The organism is Sphingomonas sp. CARO-RG-8B-R24-01, from assembly GCF_022662295.1.
Lineage (GTDB): Bacteria > Pseudomonadota > Alphaproteobacteria > Sphingomonadales > Sphingomonadaceae > Sphingomonas.
In genome coordinates, this window is the sequence record NZ_JAKNQI010000007.1 from 163,599 (window position 1) to 181,680 (window position 18,082).

The window sequence follows — 18,082 nt, forward strand, 5'->3', positions numbered from 1 at the left end:
GACACGAAAAAGGTCCGGTTCGTGTCGAACCGGACCCTTGAAGATCGCGGTGCCGCCCCGGATTGCCGGGGCGGCACGCACGTTGGCTCAGGCGGACGCGCCCATCGCCTGTTCGAGGTTGAGACGGACCTGCTCGAAGAACTGCTCGGTCGTCATCCACGGCTGATCCGGACCGATCAGCAGCGCGAGATCCTTGGTCATGTGACCGTCCTCGACCGTTTGCACGCAAACGCGCTCGAGCGTCTCGGCGAACTGCGTCACCTCGGGCGTACCGTCGAACTTGCCGCGATACTTGAGGCCGCCGGTCCAGGCGAAGATCGACGCGATCGGGTTGGTCGACGTCGCCTTGCCCTGCTCGTGCTGCCGGAAGTGGCGCGTGACGGTGCCGTGCGCGGCTTCCGCCTCGACGGTCTTGCCGTCCGGCGTCAGCAGCACCGAGGTCATCAGGCCGAGCGACCCGAAGCCCTGTGCGACCTGATCCGACTGGACGTCGCCGTCATAGTTCTTGCACGCCCAGACGAATTCGCCGTGCCACTTGAGCGCCGATGCGACCATGTCGTCGATCAGGCGATGCTCGTAGACGATGCCCGCTTCCTTGAACTTGTCTTTGAATTCGCTCTCGAAAACCTCTGCGAAGAGGTCCTTGAAGCGGCCGTCATAGGCCTTCAGGATGGTGTTCTTGGTCGACAGATACACCGGCCACTTGAGGTTCAGGCCATAATGCATCGAAGCGCGTGCGAAATCGCGGATCGAATCGTCGAGGTTGTACATCGCGAGCGCGACGCCCGAGGTCGGGAACTGGAACACTTCCTGGTCGATGACCGTGCCGTCCTCGCCGTCGAACACGAGGCGCAGCTTGCCGGGGCCTGGGACGAGGAAATCGGTCGCCTTATACTGGTCGCCGAACGCGTGACGGCCGACGACGATCGGGTGAGTCCAGCCCGGGATCAGACGGGGGACGTTCTTGATCACGATCGGCTCGCGGAAGATCGTGCCGCCGAGGATGTTGCGGATCGTGCCGTTGGGCGACTTCCACATCTTCTTGAGACCGAATTCCTCGACGCGCTGCTCGTCCGGGGTGATCGTCGCGCACTTCACGCCGACGCCGTACTTCTGGATCGCCTTGGCGCTGTCGACGGTGATCTTGTCGTCGGTACCGTCGCGGCTCATCATGCCGAGATCGTAATATTCCAGATCGATATCGAGATAGGGGAGGATCAGCCGCTCGCGGATCCACTGCCAGATGATCCGGGTCATCTCATCGCCGTCGATCTCGACAACGGGCGTCTTTACCTTGATCTTCGCCATCACGCACTTTCCTGTGGGGGTTTTGCGGGTAGCGTCTAGGAGCATGGATCGGATCGATCAACCCGGCGCTGCGATGCGGCTGGCCGGCGCATCCCGTGCGCCGGGCCATTGCCGATTGTGGCAAACCGGCCGGTCGGTTAGGGTTACGACATGATACCACCGCCTTATACCCCGTCCAAGACCGAAGCCGTGAAGTGGCGCGTTCCCGATCTCCATCCCGAAGGGCGGAAATATGTCGTCATCGCGGGTGTCGTCGCGCTGATCGCGTTGATCTGGCTCGGCTGGTTCCTTGCGTGGCCGTTGATCGGGCTGACGCTGTGGGTCGCTTTGTTCTTTCGCGATCCCGTGCGCGTGACGCCATCGGGGGACGGACTGATCGTCTCGCCCGCCGATGGCCTCGTTTCGATGATCGAACGCGTTGCCGTGCCGCGCGAACTGGCAGGCCCCAACGGGCTCGGCGAAGCGCCGTTGATCCGCGTTTCGGTGTTCATGTCGGTGTTCGACGTGCACATCAACCGCACGCCGATCGCCGGGACGGTCAAGCAGGTCGTCTATATCTCCGGCAAGTTCGTCAACGCCGAGCTCGACAAGGCAAGCGAGGACAATGAGCGCCAGCATCTCGTCGTCGAAGGACGCGACGGACGCCGGGTCGGGTTCACGCAGATCGCAGGCTTGCTCGCACGAAGGATCGTTCCGTTCGTCAAGCCCGGCGACATGGTCGCGGCGGGCCAGCGGATCGGACTGATCCGCTTCGGTAGTCGGGTCGACGTCTTCCTGCCCGAGGATTGCGCGTGCCAGGTCGTGCTCGGACAGCGCAGCGTGGCGGGCGAGACGATCCTCGGCCGGGTCGGTGGAACCGTCGCGAGCGGAATCGCGCAATGACCGTGGTAGAGGGACGGGTATGAGGCGCCCGATGCGTCGCGCGGCGACGCGTGGACTGCCGCTGCGTGCGGTCGCGCCCAACGCGGTGACGGCACTGGCGTTGTGCGCCGGTCTGACCGGCATCCGCTTCGCCATTGCCAGCCAGTGGGAAACCGCCGTGCTGATGGTGATGATCGCCAGCGTGCTGGATGGCATCGACGGCCGGATCGCACGGATGGTGCGCGGCGAAAGCCGGTTTGGGGCCGAGCTCGATTCGCTGTCCGACGCGATCTCATTCGGGGTGTCGCCGGCGCTGATCCTGTATCTTTGGTCGCTGAAGGAGTTGCCACGGCTCGGCTGGCTGTGCGCGCTCATCTTCGCGGTATTTTGCGCGTTGCGCCTCGCGCGCTTCAACGCCGCAATCGACGTGATCGATCAGCCTCACAAGTCCGCCGGCTTTCTGACGGGTGCGCCGTCTCCGGTCGGGGCGGGGCTGGCGATGCTGCCGCTGTATCTGTGGTTCTGGACCGGGATGGATTTCTGGCGGTCGCCATTGCTCGTTGCCCCATGGGTCGCGGCGATGGCGGTGTTGATGGTCTCCAGTGTCGCGACCTTCAGCTGGTCCTCGCTGCGGCTGCGCACGCACATCCGGTTCGAAGCGATCGCCGTCGTCGTGCTATTGGGCGCGGCCCTGATATCCGCGCCCTGGCATACGCTGACGCTGTTGTGCGTCCTGTACATCGCGACGCTGCCGTTCAGCGTTGCGGCTTATGGTCGGATCAAGCGACTGCGCGCAACGCCTGCCGTGGGATCGCCGTTACCGGCACCATCCGTACCCGAACACGAACCCGAGGCTCGCTGAGCGCGAGCACGGGGCGCGCCTCGTGGACCGGGTCTACACCATAACGCAGCAACGAAATGATCCGCGGGAACGCAGGTGCCAGCGTCAGCCAAAATACTGCGCCGCTGGCAGCGAATGCGCTCGCGAAGACCAGGAAGTCCGTCACCATCATCATCGCCCAATTCCTCTGTCTCTTCGCAGGAAGGTTAATGCCCTAACCACCACAAGGGATTGTCGTTCCCTGTTCCTGCCGTGACCATGGTATGTTCCATATACGTTCCACTCGTCAAGCGGTTTCGTGCCCTTGCGTTTGTGGACGAGGTCGGGTAATGGGCGCGCCTTCACACCGCATGGGAAGCACACATCACCGGTGTCGTGCAGGGGTTTGACCCCGAACCGATTACTCGCTTCCCAGAGGACCAACCGGAAAGGAATTATCTATGGCGGCACCTGTCGTTTCCATGCAGCAGCTGCTCGAGACGGGCGCACACTTCGGCCACCAGACGCATCGCTGGAACCCGAAGATGAAGCCTTACATTTTCGGCGACCGTAACGGCGTCCACATCCTCGATCTTTCGCAGACCGTTCCGCTCTTCGCCCGCGCGCTCGAGTTCGTCTCGGCGTCGACCGCGGCAGGCGGCAAGGTTCTGTTCGTCGGCACCAAGCGCCAGGCGCAGGAGCCCGTCGCGGACGCAGCGCGTCGCTCGGGCCAGCACTTCGTCAACCATCGCTGGTTGGGCGGGATGCTCACCAACTGGAAGACCATTTCCAACTCGATCAAGCGCATGAAGACGCTCGAGGAGCAGCTTTCGGGCGACACGGTCGGCCTGACCAAGAAGGAAGTGCTCCAGCTGACCCGCGAGAAGGACAAGCTCGAGCTGTCGCTCGGCGGTATCCGCGACATGGGCGGCATCCCCGACGTGATGTTCGTGATCGACGCGAACAAGGAAGAGCTGGCGATCAAGGAAGCGAACACGCTGGGTATTCCGGTCGTCGCGATCCTCGATTCGAACGTCTCGCCGGACGGCATCGCGTTCCCGGTTCCCGCGAACGACGACGCAAGCCGGGCGATCCGCCTGTATTGCGAAGCGATCGCGATCGCCGCGACCCGTGGTGGTAACGAGCAGCTCGCCCGTCGCCAGGACATCGGTTCGATGGAAGCACCGCCCGCCGAGGAAGCACTGCTCGAGACCGCACCTGCCGAGGCCGGTGCCGAGCCGACCGCAGCCAGCGATGCAGCCCTGCAGGCCGAAATGGTCGCAGAGGCCGAGCGCCAGATCGACGCATAAGCGTCGCAGAACTGACATAGGGACGGGGTAGGGCATCGCTCTGCCCCGTCCAAAACCGCATCTGACACACAAGAGGATAAGTGACATGGCCGACATTACTGCCGCTGCGGTGAAGGACCTGCGCGAGAAGAGCGGCGCGGGCATGATGGATTGCAAGAAGGCGCTGACCGAAGCCGGTGGCGACATGACCGCTGCGATGGACTGGCTGCGCGCCAAGGGCCTCGCGGCTGCTGCCAAGAAGTCGAGCCGCACCGCGGCCGAGGGCCTGATCGGCGTCGAAGTCGACGGCACGATCGGTGCAGCGGTCGAAGTCAATTCCGAGACCGATTTCGTCGCGAAGAACGAGCAGTTCCAGACCTTCGTCCGTGACGTGACCGCGGTTGCGCTGCGGCTCGGTGACGACATTGCCGTCATCAAGGCGGCATCGCTCGGCGAGAAGACCGTCGAGGAAACGCTCACCAACAACATCGCGACGATCGGCGAGAACCAGAACATCCGTCGCGCAAAGCGTCTGGAAGTGACCCAGGGTGCGGTCATTCCGTACATTCACAACCAGGCGGCACAGGGCCTCGGCAAGATCGGCGTGCTCGTCGCGCTCGAGAGCGATGCCAGTGCCGACGTGCTCGAGCCGCTCGGCAAGCAGATCGCGATGCACATCGCGGCCGCTTTCCCGCTGGCGCTCAACGAGGACGGCCTCGACCCCGAGATCGTCGCGCGCGAGCGTGCGATCGCGACCGAAAAGGCAGCCGAGAGCGGCAAGCCCGCCGACATCGTCGCCAAGATGGTCGATGGTGCGATCGCCAAGTACCGCAAGGAAAACGCGCTCGTCAGCCAGCTGCTGGTGATGGACGGCAAAACCAAGATCTCGGACGTCGTTGCCAATGCCGCAAAGGCCGCGGGCAAGTCGATCGAGCTCAAGGACTATGTCCGCTTCCAGCTGGGTGAGGGCATCGAGAAGGAAGCCACGGATTTCGCAGCGGAAGTCGCTGCGGCATCGGGCGTTCCCCAGCCGACCGCCTAAGCGTATCGCGCTCGACACCCGGTGGCCCGAGACGGCTGCCGGGTGTTGGACTTTGGTATGGGTGTGATGCACCCGTGCCGATCCGTTCGTTTCGAGCGACGTCTACAAACCCCGCGATGTGCCAGGTTTCTCGACTTCGCTCGAAACGAACGGGAGGGGTCGTTGATGGGACGCACCCGCCCGTCGGCCGGTGCCGACGACGACCCGGCGCAATCCCGCGACGGTTTCCGCTCCGCGTCGGCTGATCGACGCGTCAGTACAGTTTCCGCGCTTCCAATCGCTTCGCGCCCCCGATAAGGTCCGCGCGCCCCGTCTTCTTGCCGTTCGGATTGTCGTGCCAAACCCAAATTTCAAACGTATCCTCCTGAAACTGTCGGGCGAGGTCCTGATGGGCCCCGGCGGATTGTCGATCGATCCGGCGGTGACCGCGCGCGTCGCGGGCGAGATCGCGGATGCGCGGTCGAAGGGGTTCGAGGTGTGCGTCGTCGTCGGGGGCGGCAACATCTTCCGCGGCCTCGCCGCCGCTGCCAAGGGCTTCGAGCGCGCGACCGCCGACTATATGGGGATGCTCGCGACCGTGATGAACGCGCTCGCGGTGCAGAATGCGCTCGAGCAGATCGGCGTCGACACGCGCGTCCAGTCCGCGATCCCGATGGCGAGCGTCTGCGAGCCGTTCATCCGCCGCCGCGCGGAGCGCCACCTCGAAAAGGGGCGCGTCGTGATCTTCGCGGCGGGCGTCGGCAGTCCTTATTTCACCACCGACAGCGGTGCCGCCTTGCGTGCCGCCGAGATGAAGTGCGACGCGCTGTTCAAGGGCACTTCGGTCGACGGTGTCTATGACGCCGACCCGAAGCTCGTCCCCACCGCCAAGCGCTACGACACGATCGGCTATGGCACCGTGCTCGCGAAGGACCTCAAGGTCATGGACGCGAGCGCGATCGCCCTGTGCCGTGACAACAATATCCCGATCGTCGTCTTCAACATCCGCGAGCCCGGCAATCTTGCCGCGGTGCTGCGGGGTGAAGGCGTATCCACGATCGTCCAGGCAGAGACAGGAGCATAATCATGGCAGCCTATGACAAGGCCGATCTCGAGCGCCGCATGGCGGGCAGCATCGAATCGTTGAAGGGCGACCTCAGCGGTCTGCGGACCGGGCGCGCGTCGACGTCGCTGCTCGATCCGGTGACGGTCGAAGTGTATGGCGCGCAGATGCCGCTCAACCAGGTTGCGACCGTCTCGGTCCCCGAGCCGCGGATGATCTCGGTCCAGGTGTGGGACAAGATGAACGTGGGGCCGTGCGACAAGGCGATCCGCTCGGCCGGGCTCGGGCTCAACCCGATCGTCGACGGCACCACCCTGCGTTTGCCGATCCCCGACCTGACCGAGGAGCGCCGCAAGGAACTCGCCAAGCTCGCCGGTAAGTACGCGGAAGATGCGCGCATTGCGGCGCGGAACGTGCGGCGTGACGGGATGGACAGCCTCAAGACCGACGAGAAGAAGGGCGTCTACAGTGAGGACGAGCGCAAGAAGCTCGAGACCGAAGTGCAGAAGCTGACCGACAAGACGATCGGCGAGATCGATGCCGCCGCAACCGCCAAGGAAAAGGAAATCCTGGGGAAGTGAGGCCGTTCGCCGCCCCGGCTGCCGATCGGGCGAGGACATTGGAATCGGGGACGCCGGATTCCGGCGTTGCCGTCCTCCCGCGTCACGTCGCGATCATCATGGACGGCAATGGCCGCTGGGCGAAGAAGCGGCACTTGCCGCGCGTCGCCGGGCACCGCCAGGGCGTCGAAGCCGTACGGCGCGTAGCGCGGGCGGCACGGACGCTCGGCGTAGAGGTGCTGACGCTCTATGCGTTCTCGAGCGAGAATTGGCGTCGGCCCGAGGAAGAGGTGAGCGACCTGATGGGTTTGCTCCGCCTGTTCATCCGCAGTGACCTCGACGAGCTCGTCCGGGACAATGTCCGGCTGCGCGTGATCGGCGACTATCGCCGGTTCAGCGGCGACCTCGTGCAGCTGATCGACGATGCCGTGGCGCGGACGTCCGCCAATACCGGCCCGATCCTGGTGATCGCGCTCAATTATGGCGCGCAGGCCGAGATCGCTTCGGTTGCGCGTCGGCTGGCGGAGCAGGCGCGGGACGGGACGCTCGACCCCGCAACGATCGACGCGGACCTTTTCGAGCAGCAGCTCGAAACCCGCGATCTTCCGCCGCTCGACTTGCTGATCCGCACGTCGGGCGAAGTGCGGTTGTCCAATTTTCTGCTATGGCAGGCGGCTTACGCCGAATTGCTGTTTGTCGATACGCTATGGCCGGAGTTCGACGGCGACACGTTCGCGCGCGCGATCGCGGCGTTCGGGCAGCGGCAACGGCGGTTCGGGGGCCTGTGAAGCCCCAACGTCCGCCGAAAAAAGCGTCGAACCTCGCCCTGCGGGCCATCGTCGGCGTGGCCCTGATTGCGGTCGCGATGCTATCCGTAATCGTTGGCGGTCTGGCATTCTGGCTGCTGTGTGTGGCGCTGGGCTTGGTCATGATGGCGGAATGGGCGGATCTGCACGCGACCCCGCCGCAGACGAAGCGCCTGGCCCAATATGCGTTGTCGGTTCCGCTGGCGATCATGGCACCCACGCTCGGTGCCGGGCCCGGCTTTTTCGCGCTCGGACTGATCGCAGGTGCAGGGTTCTTCATCGTGATCGTCACCCGACGGCAGGGCCTTGCGCTCGGCGCGGCCTATGTCGGGTTGCCCGTCCTGGCCTTGTTGCTCATCCGCAGCCAGCCGGGCGGGATCGTATTCGCGCTATGGGCGCTGGCGCTGGTGTGGGCGTGCGATATCGGAGCTTATTTCGCTGGCCGGTTCTTCGGCGGACCCAAGCTCGCGCCCAGGATCAGCCCCAACAAGACATGGGCCGGGCTTGCCGGGGGCGTCCTGGCCGCTGGCGCATTGGCGGCGTTGCTCCACGTCGCATACGGCTTGCCGCTCCGCTTGACGCTGGCGACGCCATTTCTGGCGGTGCTGGCGCAGATCGGTGATTTGTACGAAAGCTGGCTGAAGCGTCGCGCCGGCGTAAAGGACAGCGGGACGATCCTGCCGGGACATGGCGGTGTCCTTGACCGGCTGGACGGACTCGTTCCGGTCGCGCCCATTGCCGCTTTTCTCGTGATTTTGCCGAAGGTTTATTGGTGGTGAAGACGATTACAATTCTGGGGGCGACGGGGTCCATCGGGACGTCGACCCTCGACCTGGTCGAGCGCGAGCCCGAACGGTTCCAGGTCCTCGCCCTGACGGCCAATTGCGACGTCGCGCGTCTGGCCGCTGCTGCCATCCGGACACGCGCACGGTTGGCCGTCGTTGCCGACGAGGCTTGCCTGCCGGACCTGCGACTGGCGCTCGCGGGGACCGATACGGTCTGCGCAGGCGGCAGGGCCGCAGTCATCGAGGCGGCGACGCTTGGCGCCGATATCACCATGGGGGCGATCGTCGGCTGTATCGGGCTCGAGCCGGTCATGGCGGCAATCGCGGGGGGGAAGACGATCATCCTCGCGAACAAGGAACCGCTTGTGTCCGCGGGAGACGTGGTGCTGGCGGCCGCCGCGAAATACGGCGCCACGCTGCTTCCCGCCGATTCCGAACATAATGCGATTTTCCAGTGTTTCGACGCCGCCCGGCCCGAACGGGTCCGCCGGATCATTCTTACGTGCAGCGGCGGTCCGTTCCGCACCTGGACGACCGAACAGATGCGCAGCGTGACGCCCGAACAGGCCGTCGCGCACCCGAACTGGTCGATGGGGGCGAAGATCTCGGTCGATTCGGCGACCCTGTTCAACAAGGGCCTCGAGCTGATCGAAGCGGCGCGCCTCTTTCCTGTGCCGCACGATGCGATCGAGATCGTCATCCATCCGCAATCGGTGATCCACTCGCTCGTCGACTATGTCGATGGATCGGTCCTGGCGCAGATGGGGCCGCCCGACATGCGTACGCCAATCGCGCACTGCCTTGCCTGGCCGGACCGGATGGCGACGCCGATGGCGCCGCTCGACCTGGTCGCGATCGGCAACCTCGACTTCCACGCCCCCGATCCCGACCGCTTCCCCGCGTTGCGGCTCACGCGGGAAGCGCTCGACGTGGGCGGCGCACGGCCGGCGATCCTCAATGCCGCCAACGAAGTCGCGGTTGCCGCCTTCCTCAACCGCGAGATCGGCTTCCTCGAAATTGCCGCAATCGTGGACGATACGCTGTCCGTCTATCATCCGGCCGCACCGGGAACGTTGGGCGACGTTCTTGCGGTCGATGCTGAAGCGCGCAGCATAGCGCGCCGGCAGGTGGGGTACCGCAACGGGGCGTTGATGAAGGATAGCGTCGTTTGAGCCAATCGCCCGGATTTCTGCTGACCATCCTGGCCTTCGCGCTGGTGATCGGTCCGCTCGTATTCCTGCATGAGATGGGCCATTATCTCGCCGGGCGCATGTTCGGCGTGAAGATCGACGCGTTTTCGATTGGCTTTGGCAAGGAACTCTTCGGCTGGACCGATCGCCGCGGAACGCGGTGGAAGTTCAGCGCCTTGCCACTGGGCGGCTATGTCAAATTCGCCGGCGACATGAATGCCGCGAGCGTTCCCGATCCAGCCTGGCTGGAACTTACCGCAGCCGAGCGCGCGCGGACCTTGCAGGCGCGGCCCGTGTGGCAGCGCGCGATCGTCGTGGCGGCGGGGCCGGTCACGAACTTCCTCATTGCCATTCTCATTCTCGCCGGGTTCGCCATGAGCTACGGCGTCGACCGAACCCCGTCGGTGGTCGGGCTCGTCAGCCCCGGGAGCGCCGCGGCGAAGGCCGGGTTGCAGCCGGGCGACCGGATCACGGCGCTGAACGGTCGTGCGATCACGACCTTCAAAGATGTTTTCCAGTACACCGTGCTGCGTCCCGCCGAAGCGGTGCGGATCGATTTCATCCACGCTGGTCGTCCCGAACGCCGCCAGGCGGTGCTCGGCGTCGCGACGGAGCGGGATCGCTTCGGGAACGAGTTCAAGAAGGGCCTGCTCGGTATCGGCCCGACCGCACCGGTCGCCGCGCGCGTGGGCATGCTCGAAGCGCCCGTCGTCGGGATCGAGATGACCGGGACGATCCTGCGAACCACCGTCGAGGGGCTGGGGCAGATCCTGTCTGGCCGTCGCTCGGTCGACGAACTCGGCGGGCCACTGCGCATTGCCAAGGCGTCCGGCGAGCAACTGACGCTGGGCTGGCCGGTGCTGATCTTCTTCATCGCTGGCGTTTCGATTAATCTGGGATTCATCAACCTGTTGCCAATCCCGTTGCTGGATGGCGGCCATTTGTTTTTCTACGCGATCGAGGCCGTCCAGCGGAAACCGGTTGCACCGTCGGTCCAGGAATGGGCTTTCCGCGGGGGATTGGCCGCAATACTGGCGTTGATGGTGATGGTGACGTTCAACGATCTTGGCGCATTCGGACTCTGGAAGACCCTCGCCGGGTTGATCGGTTGACGCAGGTGAGGCAGGGCGGGCCAGCGTTTTTGGGCACGCGAGTATTTTCTCCGATTTGGGGTGGGATGTGACAGCGATCAAGGTTTCAACTTTCGGAGCACGGGCCACCGCCGTGCTGCTGGCAGGCACGATGCTGTCCTGTCTGCCCGTCGAGGCCCAGACCACGCCAGCAACCGGACGGTCGCCCGCCAGGGCCAGCGCGCGGACCACGGCGCCTGCGCCGGTCGCGTCGCCCGTTGCGGCTGCGCCCGCGGTCACCCGCACGATCAAGACGATCCGCGTCGAGGGATCGCAGCGGCTCGAGCCCGAGACGGTGCTGTCCTACACCAAGTTGCGCACCGGTCAGGCGTTCACCAACGAGTCGCTCGATCAGGCGATCAAGGATCTCTACGCGAGCGACCTGTTCGCCGACGTCTCGATCGCAGGGGCCGAGACTGGCGACATCGTGTTGCGGATTCGTGAAAACCCGGTGATCAATCGTGTCATCTTCGAGGGCAACAAGCGGCTCAAGGAAGACAAGATCAAGAAGGAGGTGAAACTCGCCCCCCGCCAGATCTTCACGCGCACCGCGGTTCGTCAGGACGTCGCCCGCATCATCGAATTGTATCGCCGCCAGGGCCGCTTCGCCGCGGTGGTCGAGCCCAAGATGGTCAACCTCGACCAGAACCGGGTCGACGTGATCTTCGAGGTGAGCGAAGGGCCGAAATCCAAGGTTCGCCAGATCAATATTCTGGGCAACGAGGAATTCTCGGACAACAAGCTGCGCGAGCAGATGGCGACCAAGCAGGCGCGCCTGACGACGTTGCTGAGTTCGAACACGAGCTACGACCAGGATCGCTTGGCGTATGACCAGCAGAAGCTGCGCCAGTTCTACCTGACCGAAGGCTATGCCGACTTCAAGGTGACGTCCGCCGTCGCCGAACTGACGCCCGACAAGAAGGACTTCATCATCACCTACGTGGTGGAGGAGGGGAAGCGCTACAAGTTCGGCGACGTCACCGTCGACAGCGACATCCGCGACTTCGACAACAAGAAGCTCGCCGCCAGCCTCGGGATCAACAAGGGCGACTGGTACAACGCCAAGAAGGTCGAGACCGCGGTCGATTCGCTGAGCGAAGCGGCTGGCGCGTTCGGCTATGCCTTCACCGAGGTGAACCCGGACTTCCAGCGTGACAAGGACACGCTGACGATGGGGATCAACTTCCACATCGCCGAAGCGAAGCGATCCTACGTCGAGCGCATCGACATCAACGGCAATACGCAGACGCAGGACAAGATCATCCGCCGCGAGATTCGTCTCGCGGAAGGCGATGCGTTCAGCAGCTTCCAGGTCAAGCGCTCGCAGGATCGCATCAATTCGCTCGGCTTCTTCCAGGACAAATTCGAGATCAAGCAGACGCAGGGGTCGTCCCCCGATCGCGTCGTGCTGACCGCGAACGTCGAGGAAAAGTCGACCGGCGAGCTGTCGCTTTCGGCAGGTTTCTCGAGCCTCGAGAAGTTCATCATTCAGGCCTCGATCCGCCAGCGCAACTTCCGCGGCAAGGGCCAGGAACTGCGCGCAAGCGTCAATTATTCGACCTATTCCAAGTCGGTCGAGCTGGGGTTCACCGAACCCTATCTGTTCGACAAGAACATCGCGGTCGGCGGCGATATCTTCCGCCGCGACTACAATGCGTTCAACTATCTGGGCAACACGCGACAGACGACCTACACGCAGGTGTCGACCGGCTTCCAGCTGCGCGCGGGTATCCCGCTGACGGAATATTGGCAGCTCGCCGGCCGCTATGGGCTGTCCTATGATCAGGTCGGGCTCGATCAGGCGACGTATTTCACCAACGGCCAGTGCGACAACCTGCTCGCCGGGCGGTACCTTTGCGAAGCCATCGGCAACCGCTGGACATCGTCGGTCGGTTATTCCTTGTTGTATGACAGCCTTAACAGCCGCCTGCGCCCGACGGCCGGCCAGCGCTTCATCTTCAGCCAGGACTTCGCTGGCCTCGGCGGCGACGTGAAGTACATCCGCACCAAGATCGAAGGGTCGAAATTCGTCAACGTCGGCAGCGGGTTCATCGCCTCGCTGAACGTCGAGGGCGGCTATATCAAGTCGCTGGAGAAGAGCCGGGGGGCAGGGATCGATTCGGTCCGCATCACCGACCGCTTTTACCTCGGCGAGCCGGACTTCCGCGGGTTCGACATTCGCGGCGTAGGGCCGCGTATTCAGCGCATTCCCTATGTGACCGACGCCGCGGGCAACCAGACGCTGGTCACCGACCGGACGCAGATCGTGGACGACGCGCTCGGTGGGCGCGCCTATTACCTGGGCAAGCTCGAGCTGGAAATCCCGCTCGGCGCAGGTGCGCGCGAACTCGGCTTGCGGCCGTCGATCTACGTGCAGGCAGGCGCGTTGTTCGGCATCACGCGGCCGTTGCCGACGGCGACCTTCCCGACCGCGGTCGACCCGGTCACCGGCCGAACGGTGGTTCAGTCGCTCAACCGTCCGGTCCTGGCAACCAATGGTCAGCCCTATTACGTCGTGCCGGCGACGGACGGGAACAACCCATCGGCAAGCACCACCTGCACAGTCGGCTATTCGGCGACGGTCGGCGGACCGTGCAGCGGGACGTCGGTCAACACCCCGCTGTCGGGGCAGCCAATCTCTCCGTTCCTCGAACGCTTCGTCGGTGACTCGCCACGTCCGCGCATTTCCGTCGGTACTGGCGTGAACTGGAACTCGCCGTTCGGGCCGTTGCGCATCGATCTCGCTTACGCCCTGCTCAAGGACAAGGGCGACGATAGTAAACTTGTAACATTCAATGTGGGGACACAATTCTGATGAAGACCACCTATTCCATGCTGCTCGGTTGTGTCGGGCTGTCGCTCGCGGGTGCTGCTCAGGCGCAGGTCGGCGGTATCGCGATCGCCGATCCCGAGACCGTCATCCTGACGGCAAAGGCGCTCGACGCAGCGAACACGTCGATCGCAACGACCTACAAGGCACAGCTCGACCAGGCGACCGCCCGCGCACAGGCGCTCCAGGCCCAGCTCAACACGCTGTATGCCCCGCTCGATCTCAACAAGGACAAGCAGTTGTCCGACGACGAGATCCAGAAGGCGCAGGCAGCAAAGAACCCGGCGCTCGCCCAGATCGAAACCGCGCAGCGCACCGGTCAGGCCGACGTCGCGCGGCTTCGTGGTCCGGCAACGCTGGCCCAGGCATATGCGATCGAACAGATTTCGCAGAAATATGCCGCTGCCATGCAGGCAGTTGTCGCCTCCAAGAAGCTGAGCCTGTTGCTCTCGGCCGGTAGCGTCCAGTTCAGCACGCCTGCCGTCGATGTCACCGACGACATCAAGGCCGAGCTCGATCGCACCAACCCGACGGTTGCGTTCACGCCACCGGCTGGTTGGCAGCCGAGCCAGCAGACCCAGCAGCTGCTCCAGCAGTATCAGCAGCTTGCCTATATCTCGGCAATGCAGCGTCAGCGCGCCGCTGGTGGTGCTGCCGCTGCGCCGGCTGCGGGCGCCAAGGCACCGCAGGGTCGCTGAGCGTCTGATGGCGGACGGTGAAGGCGAAGGCCGCGGCGCAATGGGCCCGCTCGATATCGGGCGGGTCATGGCGGCGTTGCCGCATCGATACCCGATGCTGTTGGTGGACCGGGTCGAGGAGTGCATCCTCGACCGGTCGATCAGCGCGATCAAGGCGGTGACGATCAACGAGCAATTCTTCCAGGGGCATTTCCCTGGACGGCCGATCATGCCGGGCGTGCTGATCGTAGAGGCGATGGCGCAGGCGGCGGGGATCCTTGCGGTCGAATCGCTCGGTCTCGCCGGATCGGGCAAGCTGGTGTATTTCATGGCGATCGACGGGGCGAAGTTCCGCAAGCCGGTCGAGCCCGGCGTGCTGCTCAAGCTCGAGGTTGCGTTCGTCCAGAAGCGTTCGAGCGTCTGCAAGTTCGCGGGACGCGCGACGATCGACGGCCAACTCGCTGCGGAGGCGAACTTCACCGCGATGATCGCCGACCCGCCCAAGTGATCCTCTGATGGACGGGTTGACCTGGTTCGGCCTGTTCGCGGTTTCGGCAATGTTGCTGTGCTACGCGCTGGAAGACCGCTCGCCCTGGTGGGTGCTGGGTTTTTCCGGCGCGTGCCTGCTTGGATCGACCTACGGCTTCCTGCAGGGCGCGTGGCCGTTCGGTCTGGTGGAGGCGATCTGGTCCGTGGTCGCGCTGCGGCGGTGGTGGACGATACGCTGAGCGTTCGCGAGCGCCATCGAATTGCCCCTGCCGTTGACAGCGATGATCGAAAGCCTTCGTCTGTCCGCGTGGTAGAGTTGCACTTGGGGCCAGGCTCTGATAGGGGCCGCGCCTTCGCTTGCTGGTCGGAAACCAGCGGCTTTTCGGAGAATTCAGTCGTGAAGAAGAACATCCATCCCGATTATCACACCATCACGGTGCAGATGACCGACGGCACGCAGTTCCAGACCCGTACCACCTGGGGCAAGGAAGGCGACCTGATGACGCTCGACATCGATCCGCTCGCGCATCCGGCCTGGACCGGCGGGCGTGGCACGATGCTCGACGCAGGCGGCCAGGTTGCCCGCTTCAACAAGCGGTTCGGCGCGATGTCTTCCATCGGCAAGAAGTAAGACGGTTTGGGGCGGCGTCGGATCGGCGCCGCCCAAGTCTTTGACTATTTCCCGCAGCCGACGTGCGGTCACGACGGTCTGCGGTGTCGTTTGTCGTCGCGTATCCATCCGTTCGACCATGACGGTCCGGCTTGGTTCGTGGGTACACCACCCCTGAAAACGCTGGCTGCACCGATCGTCCTACCCTAAGCAGCCCACATATGTTGCTCCGCTGTTGCGGAAGATTGTGAACCGATCGATTGGTCGTCCTTATCGCTTGAGACCGGGTTTTGTGGGTTTTTTATAAAAGCGCCTGGTCGTTCGACTAGGATAAGCGCGGTAGCAAACTTGTGAGCATATGGACGGCCATGCGGCAAATGGGACATCCCGGCAGGCCCTCACAGGCTACGCCGTCGCCGATCCGCGAACTGATCGGCGTCCAATATGTGCGTGGCCTCGCGGCCTTCCTTGTTGTCGTGTATCATCTGCAACCGCAATTGCAGCACCTCGGCTATACGTCCGGGTTCGGCACGGGTCTGGCCGGTGGCGTCGATGCCTTTTTCGTGATCAGCGGATTGATCATGTGGATCACGACCTGTGATCGCCCCAATTCTCCAACCAAGTTCCTGAATCATCGCCTGGTCCGGATCGTTCCTTTGTACTGGATCGCGACCACGATCATGGTTGCGGTAATGGCCATTGCCCCGGCTGTCCTGCAGACTGGACGGTTCGACTTGAACCATGTTGTGGCATCCTACGCCTTCATCGCATGGCCGCATCCTTCGACCGGGTTGATGGAACCTGTCGTGATCCCTGGCTGGACACTCAATTACGAGATGTTCTTCTATCTTGTGTTCAGCGGGTTACTGTTGATCGGTCGATCGTATCGCCTTGTTGTCGCTGCCCTCGTCTTCAGTGCTCTTCCAATCATCGGGCTGATTGCGGGCGTTGGACCGCTTCGCGGGACGCTGTTTGACAGGCAAATCGAGTTTTACACGTCGTCGATCATGTTGGAATTTTTCTCGGGCATGCTGCTCGGAGAGTTTTATGCTCGAACGCGCATGCTGCAATCGATCGGGCCGCGTTACGGATTGGGTGTCGCGGGGATCGGACTGATCCTGCTGGTGGTCGGTGCTGACATGTTTCCGGAATTTCCGCGTGTAGTCAGCAGAGGAATTCCGGCGTTTCTGCTCGTGACCGGTGCGCTGGCCTGCGATTCGGCAGGGGGCGTTCGCCGGCACTGGCTACCGCTGCTGGCCGGAAACGCGTCCTATTCGCTCTATCTCATGCACCCGTTCGTCTTGTCGGCGATGAGCCAATTATGGCGCAAACTCGAGTTGAGTACCTCGATCCCGGCTTTGTGGCTGTTCTCGTCGGTATCGATCGCCCTCTGCCTGGTCGTCGCGGCCTTGTCCTTCCAACTGATCGAGGCGCCCCTGATCGCGTTTTTCCGCAATCGCCGGACGTGAGATCCTGAACCGGACGGTCGCGACGCTGGCGGAAGAGGTGCCCGCCACAACAACGGGCTGTAACGGCAGAATGCCAAGGGTTCTTCAGTAGGCGATTTGCTGAATACCCCGGTTTATACCCCGTCGTATAATTACGCCTCGCAGTTGTGTCTTACGCTCCCCACTCCGGTCCATCCGGGTCTGCGTGGAAGTCGTCGAAGCTTGCGGTTGGCGGCGGCGGGGGCGGAACTGGGGGGAGGGTTGGCGCGCCGCCGCCAAACCGGACCCTGATGGTAGCCACGCCGCCGGCAAGCGCCTGAAAGACGGCCAAGGCTTCTTCCCCCGCCGCGATCTTGCTGCCAATCCACGGTGCGCGCTCTGCCGTAAGGTGTCCGATCTGGATGCCCCGTTCGCTGAACACCGCAACCGCGTGTGGGTCATGGGGGTTTTTAGGCTCGCGCCGCAGTTCGACCGGATCGCCGGGCGAGCACTGCAACAGCTCGAACCGGCGGTTGCTTTTGGCCTTGTCGGCATTGGCGTAATCGATGCCGACGACGGTGAGGCTGAGTTCGCGCTGATCCATCAGGGAGATAACTGCGGCCGAGCCGAGTTGATCCCGTTGCAGCGAATCGATAGCGTGCCCCATAGAGATAGCCCACATTTTGAGGCGACGATTATGCGCGAACTGCATCACCAGGACGGGCGCACCTTCGCTTTCGATCAAACGAGAATCCGCTGCATTGAGCTGCGTGAGAGCAGGCAGGGCTGGCCGACCTGCCTGCCGCACGGGCGTGAGCTATGACACGCGACCTTGCGTCGCTTCCCGGCTGGCCCGTAGCGCTCACCGAAGCCGAGGCGCTAGAGTATACGCGTGTGAGCGTCGCGCAGATGAAAGACTGGCGCACCCGAGGCTTGGTCCGGTTCGTCCCGCGCGGGCGCAATGGTGCGGCGATCGCGCTGCGGGTGGATCTCGACGCCGCTATTGATGCCTTGTTCGAAGGCCCCGGCGCGACCAGTACCGACCAGTGGTTCTGATGCCAGTAAGCGCTTCGGACCAGTACGCGGCGGAAGAGCTTTCGTCGTGCAAGCGAAAAGGGAATGCGCCGGTATGGAGACTACGTCGCCCCAATCCGGGACGGTTCTAGTATTGCTCCTCAAACGTTCGTTGCGCTGACCCGGCAGACGCGTACACGGC

At 63.7% G+C, this 18,082-nt stretch carries 19 protein-coding genes; 17 read left to right on the forward strand and 2 right to left on the reverse strand.

Annotated elements, in window-relative coordinates; all coding sequences use genetic code 11:
- Window positions 1–87: 87 nt before the first annotated feature.
- On the reverse strand, window positions 88–1,308 hold the full coding sequence (locus tag L8G49_RS14715; protein WP_242139048.1) for an NADP-dependent isocitrate dehydrogenase: 1,221 nt from the start codon (window positions 1,306–1,308) through the stop codon (window positions 88–90).
- 150 nt (window positions 1,309–1,458) lie between these two features.
- Here L8G49_RS14715 and L8G49_RS14720 point away from each other — a divergent pair, with 150 nt between their 5' ends.
- The 16 genes from L8G49_RS14720 (at window position 1,459) to L8G49_RS14795 (ending at window position 16,908) form a co-directional block, all read left to right on the forward strand.
- Window positions 1,459–2,190 (forward strand): phosphatidylserine decarboxylase, encoded by a 732-nt coding sequence (locus L8G49_RS14720; protein WP_242139047.1) that lies wholly within the window; start codon window positions 1,459–1,461, stop codon window positions 2,188–2,190.
- A 19-nt stretch (window positions 2,191–2,209) separates the two neighbouring features.
- Window positions 2,210–3,031 (forward strand): phosphatidylcholine/phosphatidylserine synthase, encoded by an 822-nt coding sequence (locus L8G49_RS14725; protein WP_242139046.1) that lies wholly within the window; start codon window positions 2,210–2,212, stop codon window positions 3,029–3,031.
- A 419-nt stretch (window positions 3,032–3,450) separates the two neighbouring features.
- On the forward strand, window positions 3,451–4,299 hold the full coding sequence (rpsB, locus tag L8G49_RS14730) for a 30S ribosomal protein S2 (protein WP_242139045.1): 849 nt from the start codon (window positions 3,451–3,453) through the stop codon (window positions 4,297–4,299).
- 85 nt (window positions 4,300–4,384) lie between these two features.
- On the forward strand, window positions 4,385–5,320 hold the full coding sequence (gene tsf, locus L8G49_RS14735) for a translation elongation factor Ts (RefSeq protein WP_242186537.1): 936 nt from the start codon (window positions 4,385–4,387) through the stop codon (window positions 5,318–5,320).
- Window positions 5,321–5,654: 334 nt separating this feature from the next.
- Window positions 5,655–6,383 (forward strand): UMP kinase, encoded by a 729-nt coding sequence (gene pyrH / locus L8G49_RS14740; RefSeq protein ID WP_347272068.1) that lies wholly within the window; start codon window positions 5,655–5,657, stop codon window positions 6,381–6,383.
- A gap of 2 nt (window positions 6,384–6,385) precedes the next feature.
- The gene (frr, locus tag L8G49_RS14745; RefSeq protein WP_010163691.1) at window positions 6,386–6,943 is read left to right on the forward strand and encodes a ribosome recycling factor; all 558 of its coding nucleotides are present in this window, start codon (window positions 6,386–6,388) and stop codon (window positions 6,941–6,943) included.
- A gap of 38 nt (window positions 6,944–6,981) precedes the next feature.
- Complete coding sequence (locus L8G49_RS14750; RefSeq protein WP_277923306.1) at window positions 6,982–7,710, forward strand: isoprenyl transferase; 729 nt, start codon at window positions 6,982–6,984, stop codon at window positions 7,708–7,710.
- Window positions 7,707–8,507: a phosphatidate cytidylyltransferase gene (locus L8G49_RS14755; protein WP_347272069.1), complete on the forward strand. Its 801-nt coding sequence runs from the start codon at window positions 7,707–7,709 to the stop codon at window positions 8,505–8,507. Before L8G49_RS14750 ends, L8G49_RS14755 begins: the two co-directional genes overlap by 4 nt.
- On the forward strand, window positions 8,504–9,685 hold the full coding sequence (locus tag L8G49_RS14760) for a 1-deoxy-D-xylulose-5-phosphate reductoisomerase (RefSeq protein WP_242139043.1): 1,182 nt from the start codon (window positions 8,504–8,506) through the stop codon (window positions 9,683–9,685). Before L8G49_RS14755 ends, L8G49_RS14760 begins: the two co-directional genes overlap by 4 nt.
- Complete coding sequence (locus L8G49_RS14765; RefSeq protein ID WP_242186538.1) at window positions 9,682–10,815, forward strand: M50 family metallopeptidase; 1,134 nt, start codon at window positions 9,682–9,684, stop codon at window positions 10,813–10,815. Before L8G49_RS14760 ends, L8G49_RS14765 begins: the two co-directional genes overlap by 4 nt.
- Before the next feature lie 130 nt (window positions 10,816–10,945).
- Entirely contained in the window at window positions 10,946–13,648 is a 2,703-nt protein-coding gene (gene bamA, locus L8G49_RS14770) for an outer membrane protein assembly factor BamA (RefSeq protein WP_242186639.1), read from the forward strand.
- A complete protein-coding gene (locus L8G49_RS14775; RefSeq protein ID WP_242139040.1) occupies window positions 13,648–14,361 on the forward strand; it encodes an OmpH family outer membrane protein in 714 nt (237 codons plus the stop codon). The genes bamA and L8G49_RS14775 overlap by 1 nt, the downstream gene beginning before the upstream one ends.
- A gap of 7 nt (window positions 14,362–14,368) precedes the next feature.
- Window positions 14,369–14,848 carry a 3-hydroxyacyl-ACP dehydratase FabZ gene (gene fabZ / locus L8G49_RS14780; protein ID WP_242139039.1) on the forward strand — a complete coding sequence of 160 codons (480 nt, stop codon included), beginning with the start codon at window positions 14,369–14,371 and terminating at the stop codon, window positions 14,846–14,848.
- A gap of 7 nt (window positions 14,849–14,855) precedes the next feature.
- On the forward strand, window positions 14,856–15,068 hold the full coding sequence (locus L8G49_RS14785; protein WP_242139038.1) for a hypothetical protein: 213 nt from the start codon (window positions 14,856–14,858) through the stop codon (window positions 15,066–15,068).
- A 158-nt stretch (window positions 15,069–15,226) separates the two neighbouring features.
- A complete protein-coding gene (gene rpmE, locus L8G49_RS14790) occupies window positions 15,227–15,460 on the forward strand; it encodes a 50S ribosomal protein L31 (protein ID WP_010163703.1) in 234 nt (77 codons plus the stop codon).
- A 356-nt stretch (window positions 15,461–15,816) separates the two neighbouring features.
- Entirely contained in the window at window positions 15,817–16,908 is a 1,092-nt protein-coding gene (locus L8G49_RS14795; RefSeq protein ID WP_242186539.1) for an acyltransferase, read from the forward strand.
- 151 nt (window positions 16,909–17,059) lie between these two features.
- On the opposite strand, the gene L8G49_RS14800 is transcribed toward L8G49_RS14795, so the two are convergent.
- On the reverse strand, window positions 17,060–17,611 hold the full coding sequence (locus L8G49_RS14800) for an HIRAN domain-containing protein (protein ID WP_242186540.1): 552 nt from the start codon (window positions 17,609–17,611) through the stop codon (window positions 17,060–17,062).
- A 74-nt stretch (window positions 17,612–17,685) separates the two neighbouring features.
- On the opposite strand from L8G49_RS14800, the gene L8G49_RS14805 reads away from it, so the two are divergent.
- Window positions 17,686–17,922: a hypothetical protein gene (locus tag L8G49_RS14805; RefSeq protein ID WP_242186541.1), complete on the forward strand. Its 237-nt coding sequence runs from the start codon at window positions 17,686–17,688 to the stop codon at window positions 17,920–17,922.
- Window positions 17,923–18,082: the final 160 nt, after the last annotated feature.

Excerpts from the sequence above, each read along its gene's own strand:
- L8G49_RS14715 (WP_242139048.1), bottom strand. The coding sequence starts at position 1,308 with ATGGCGAAGATCAAGGTAAAGACGCCCGTTGTCGAGATCGACGGCGAT.
- L8G49_RS14720 (WP_242139047.1), top strand. The coding sequence starts at position 1,459 with ATGATACCACCGCCTTATACCCCGTCCAAGACCGAAGCCGTGAAGTGG.
- L8G49_RS14725 (WP_242139046.1), top strand. The coding sequence starts at position 2,210 with ATGAGGCGCCCGATGCGTCGCGCGGCGACGCGTGGACTGCCGCTGCGT.
- rpsB (WP_242139045.1), top strand. The coding sequence starts at position 3,451 with ATGGCGGCACCTGTCGTTTCCATGCAGCAGCTGCTCGAGACGGGCGCA.
- tsf (WP_242186537.1), top strand. The coding sequence starts at position 4,385 with ATGGCCGACATTACTGCCGCTGCGGTGAAGGACCTGCGCGAGAAGAGC.
- frr (WP_010163691.1), top strand. The coding sequence starts at position 6,386 with ATGGCAGCCTATGACAAGGCCGATCTCGAGCGCCGCATGGCGGGCAGC.
- bamA (WP_242186639.1), top strand. The coding sequence starts at position 10,946 with ATGCTGTCCTGTCTGCCCGTCGAGGCCCAGACCACGCCAGCAACCGGA.
- L8G49_RS14775 (WP_242139040.1), top strand. The coding sequence starts at position 13,648 with ATGAAGACCACCTATTCCATGCTGCTCGGTTGTGTCGGGCTGTCGCTC.
- fabZ (WP_242139039.1), top strand. The coding sequence starts at position 14,369 with ATGGCGGACGGTGAAGGCGAAGGCCGCGGCGCAATGGGCCCGCTCGAT.
- L8G49_RS14785 (WP_242139038.1), top strand. The coding sequence starts at position 14,856 with ATGGACGGGTTGACCTGGTTCGGCCTGTTCGCGGTTTCGGCAATGTTG.
- L8G49_RS14795 (WP_242186539.1), top strand. The coding sequence starts at position 15,817 with ATGGGACATCCCGGCAGGCCCTCACAGGCTACGCCGTCGCCGATCCGC.
- L8G49_RS14805 (WP_242186541.1), top strand. The coding sequence starts at position 17,686 with ATGACACGCGACCTTGCGTCGCTTCCCGGCTGGCCCGTAGCGCTCACC.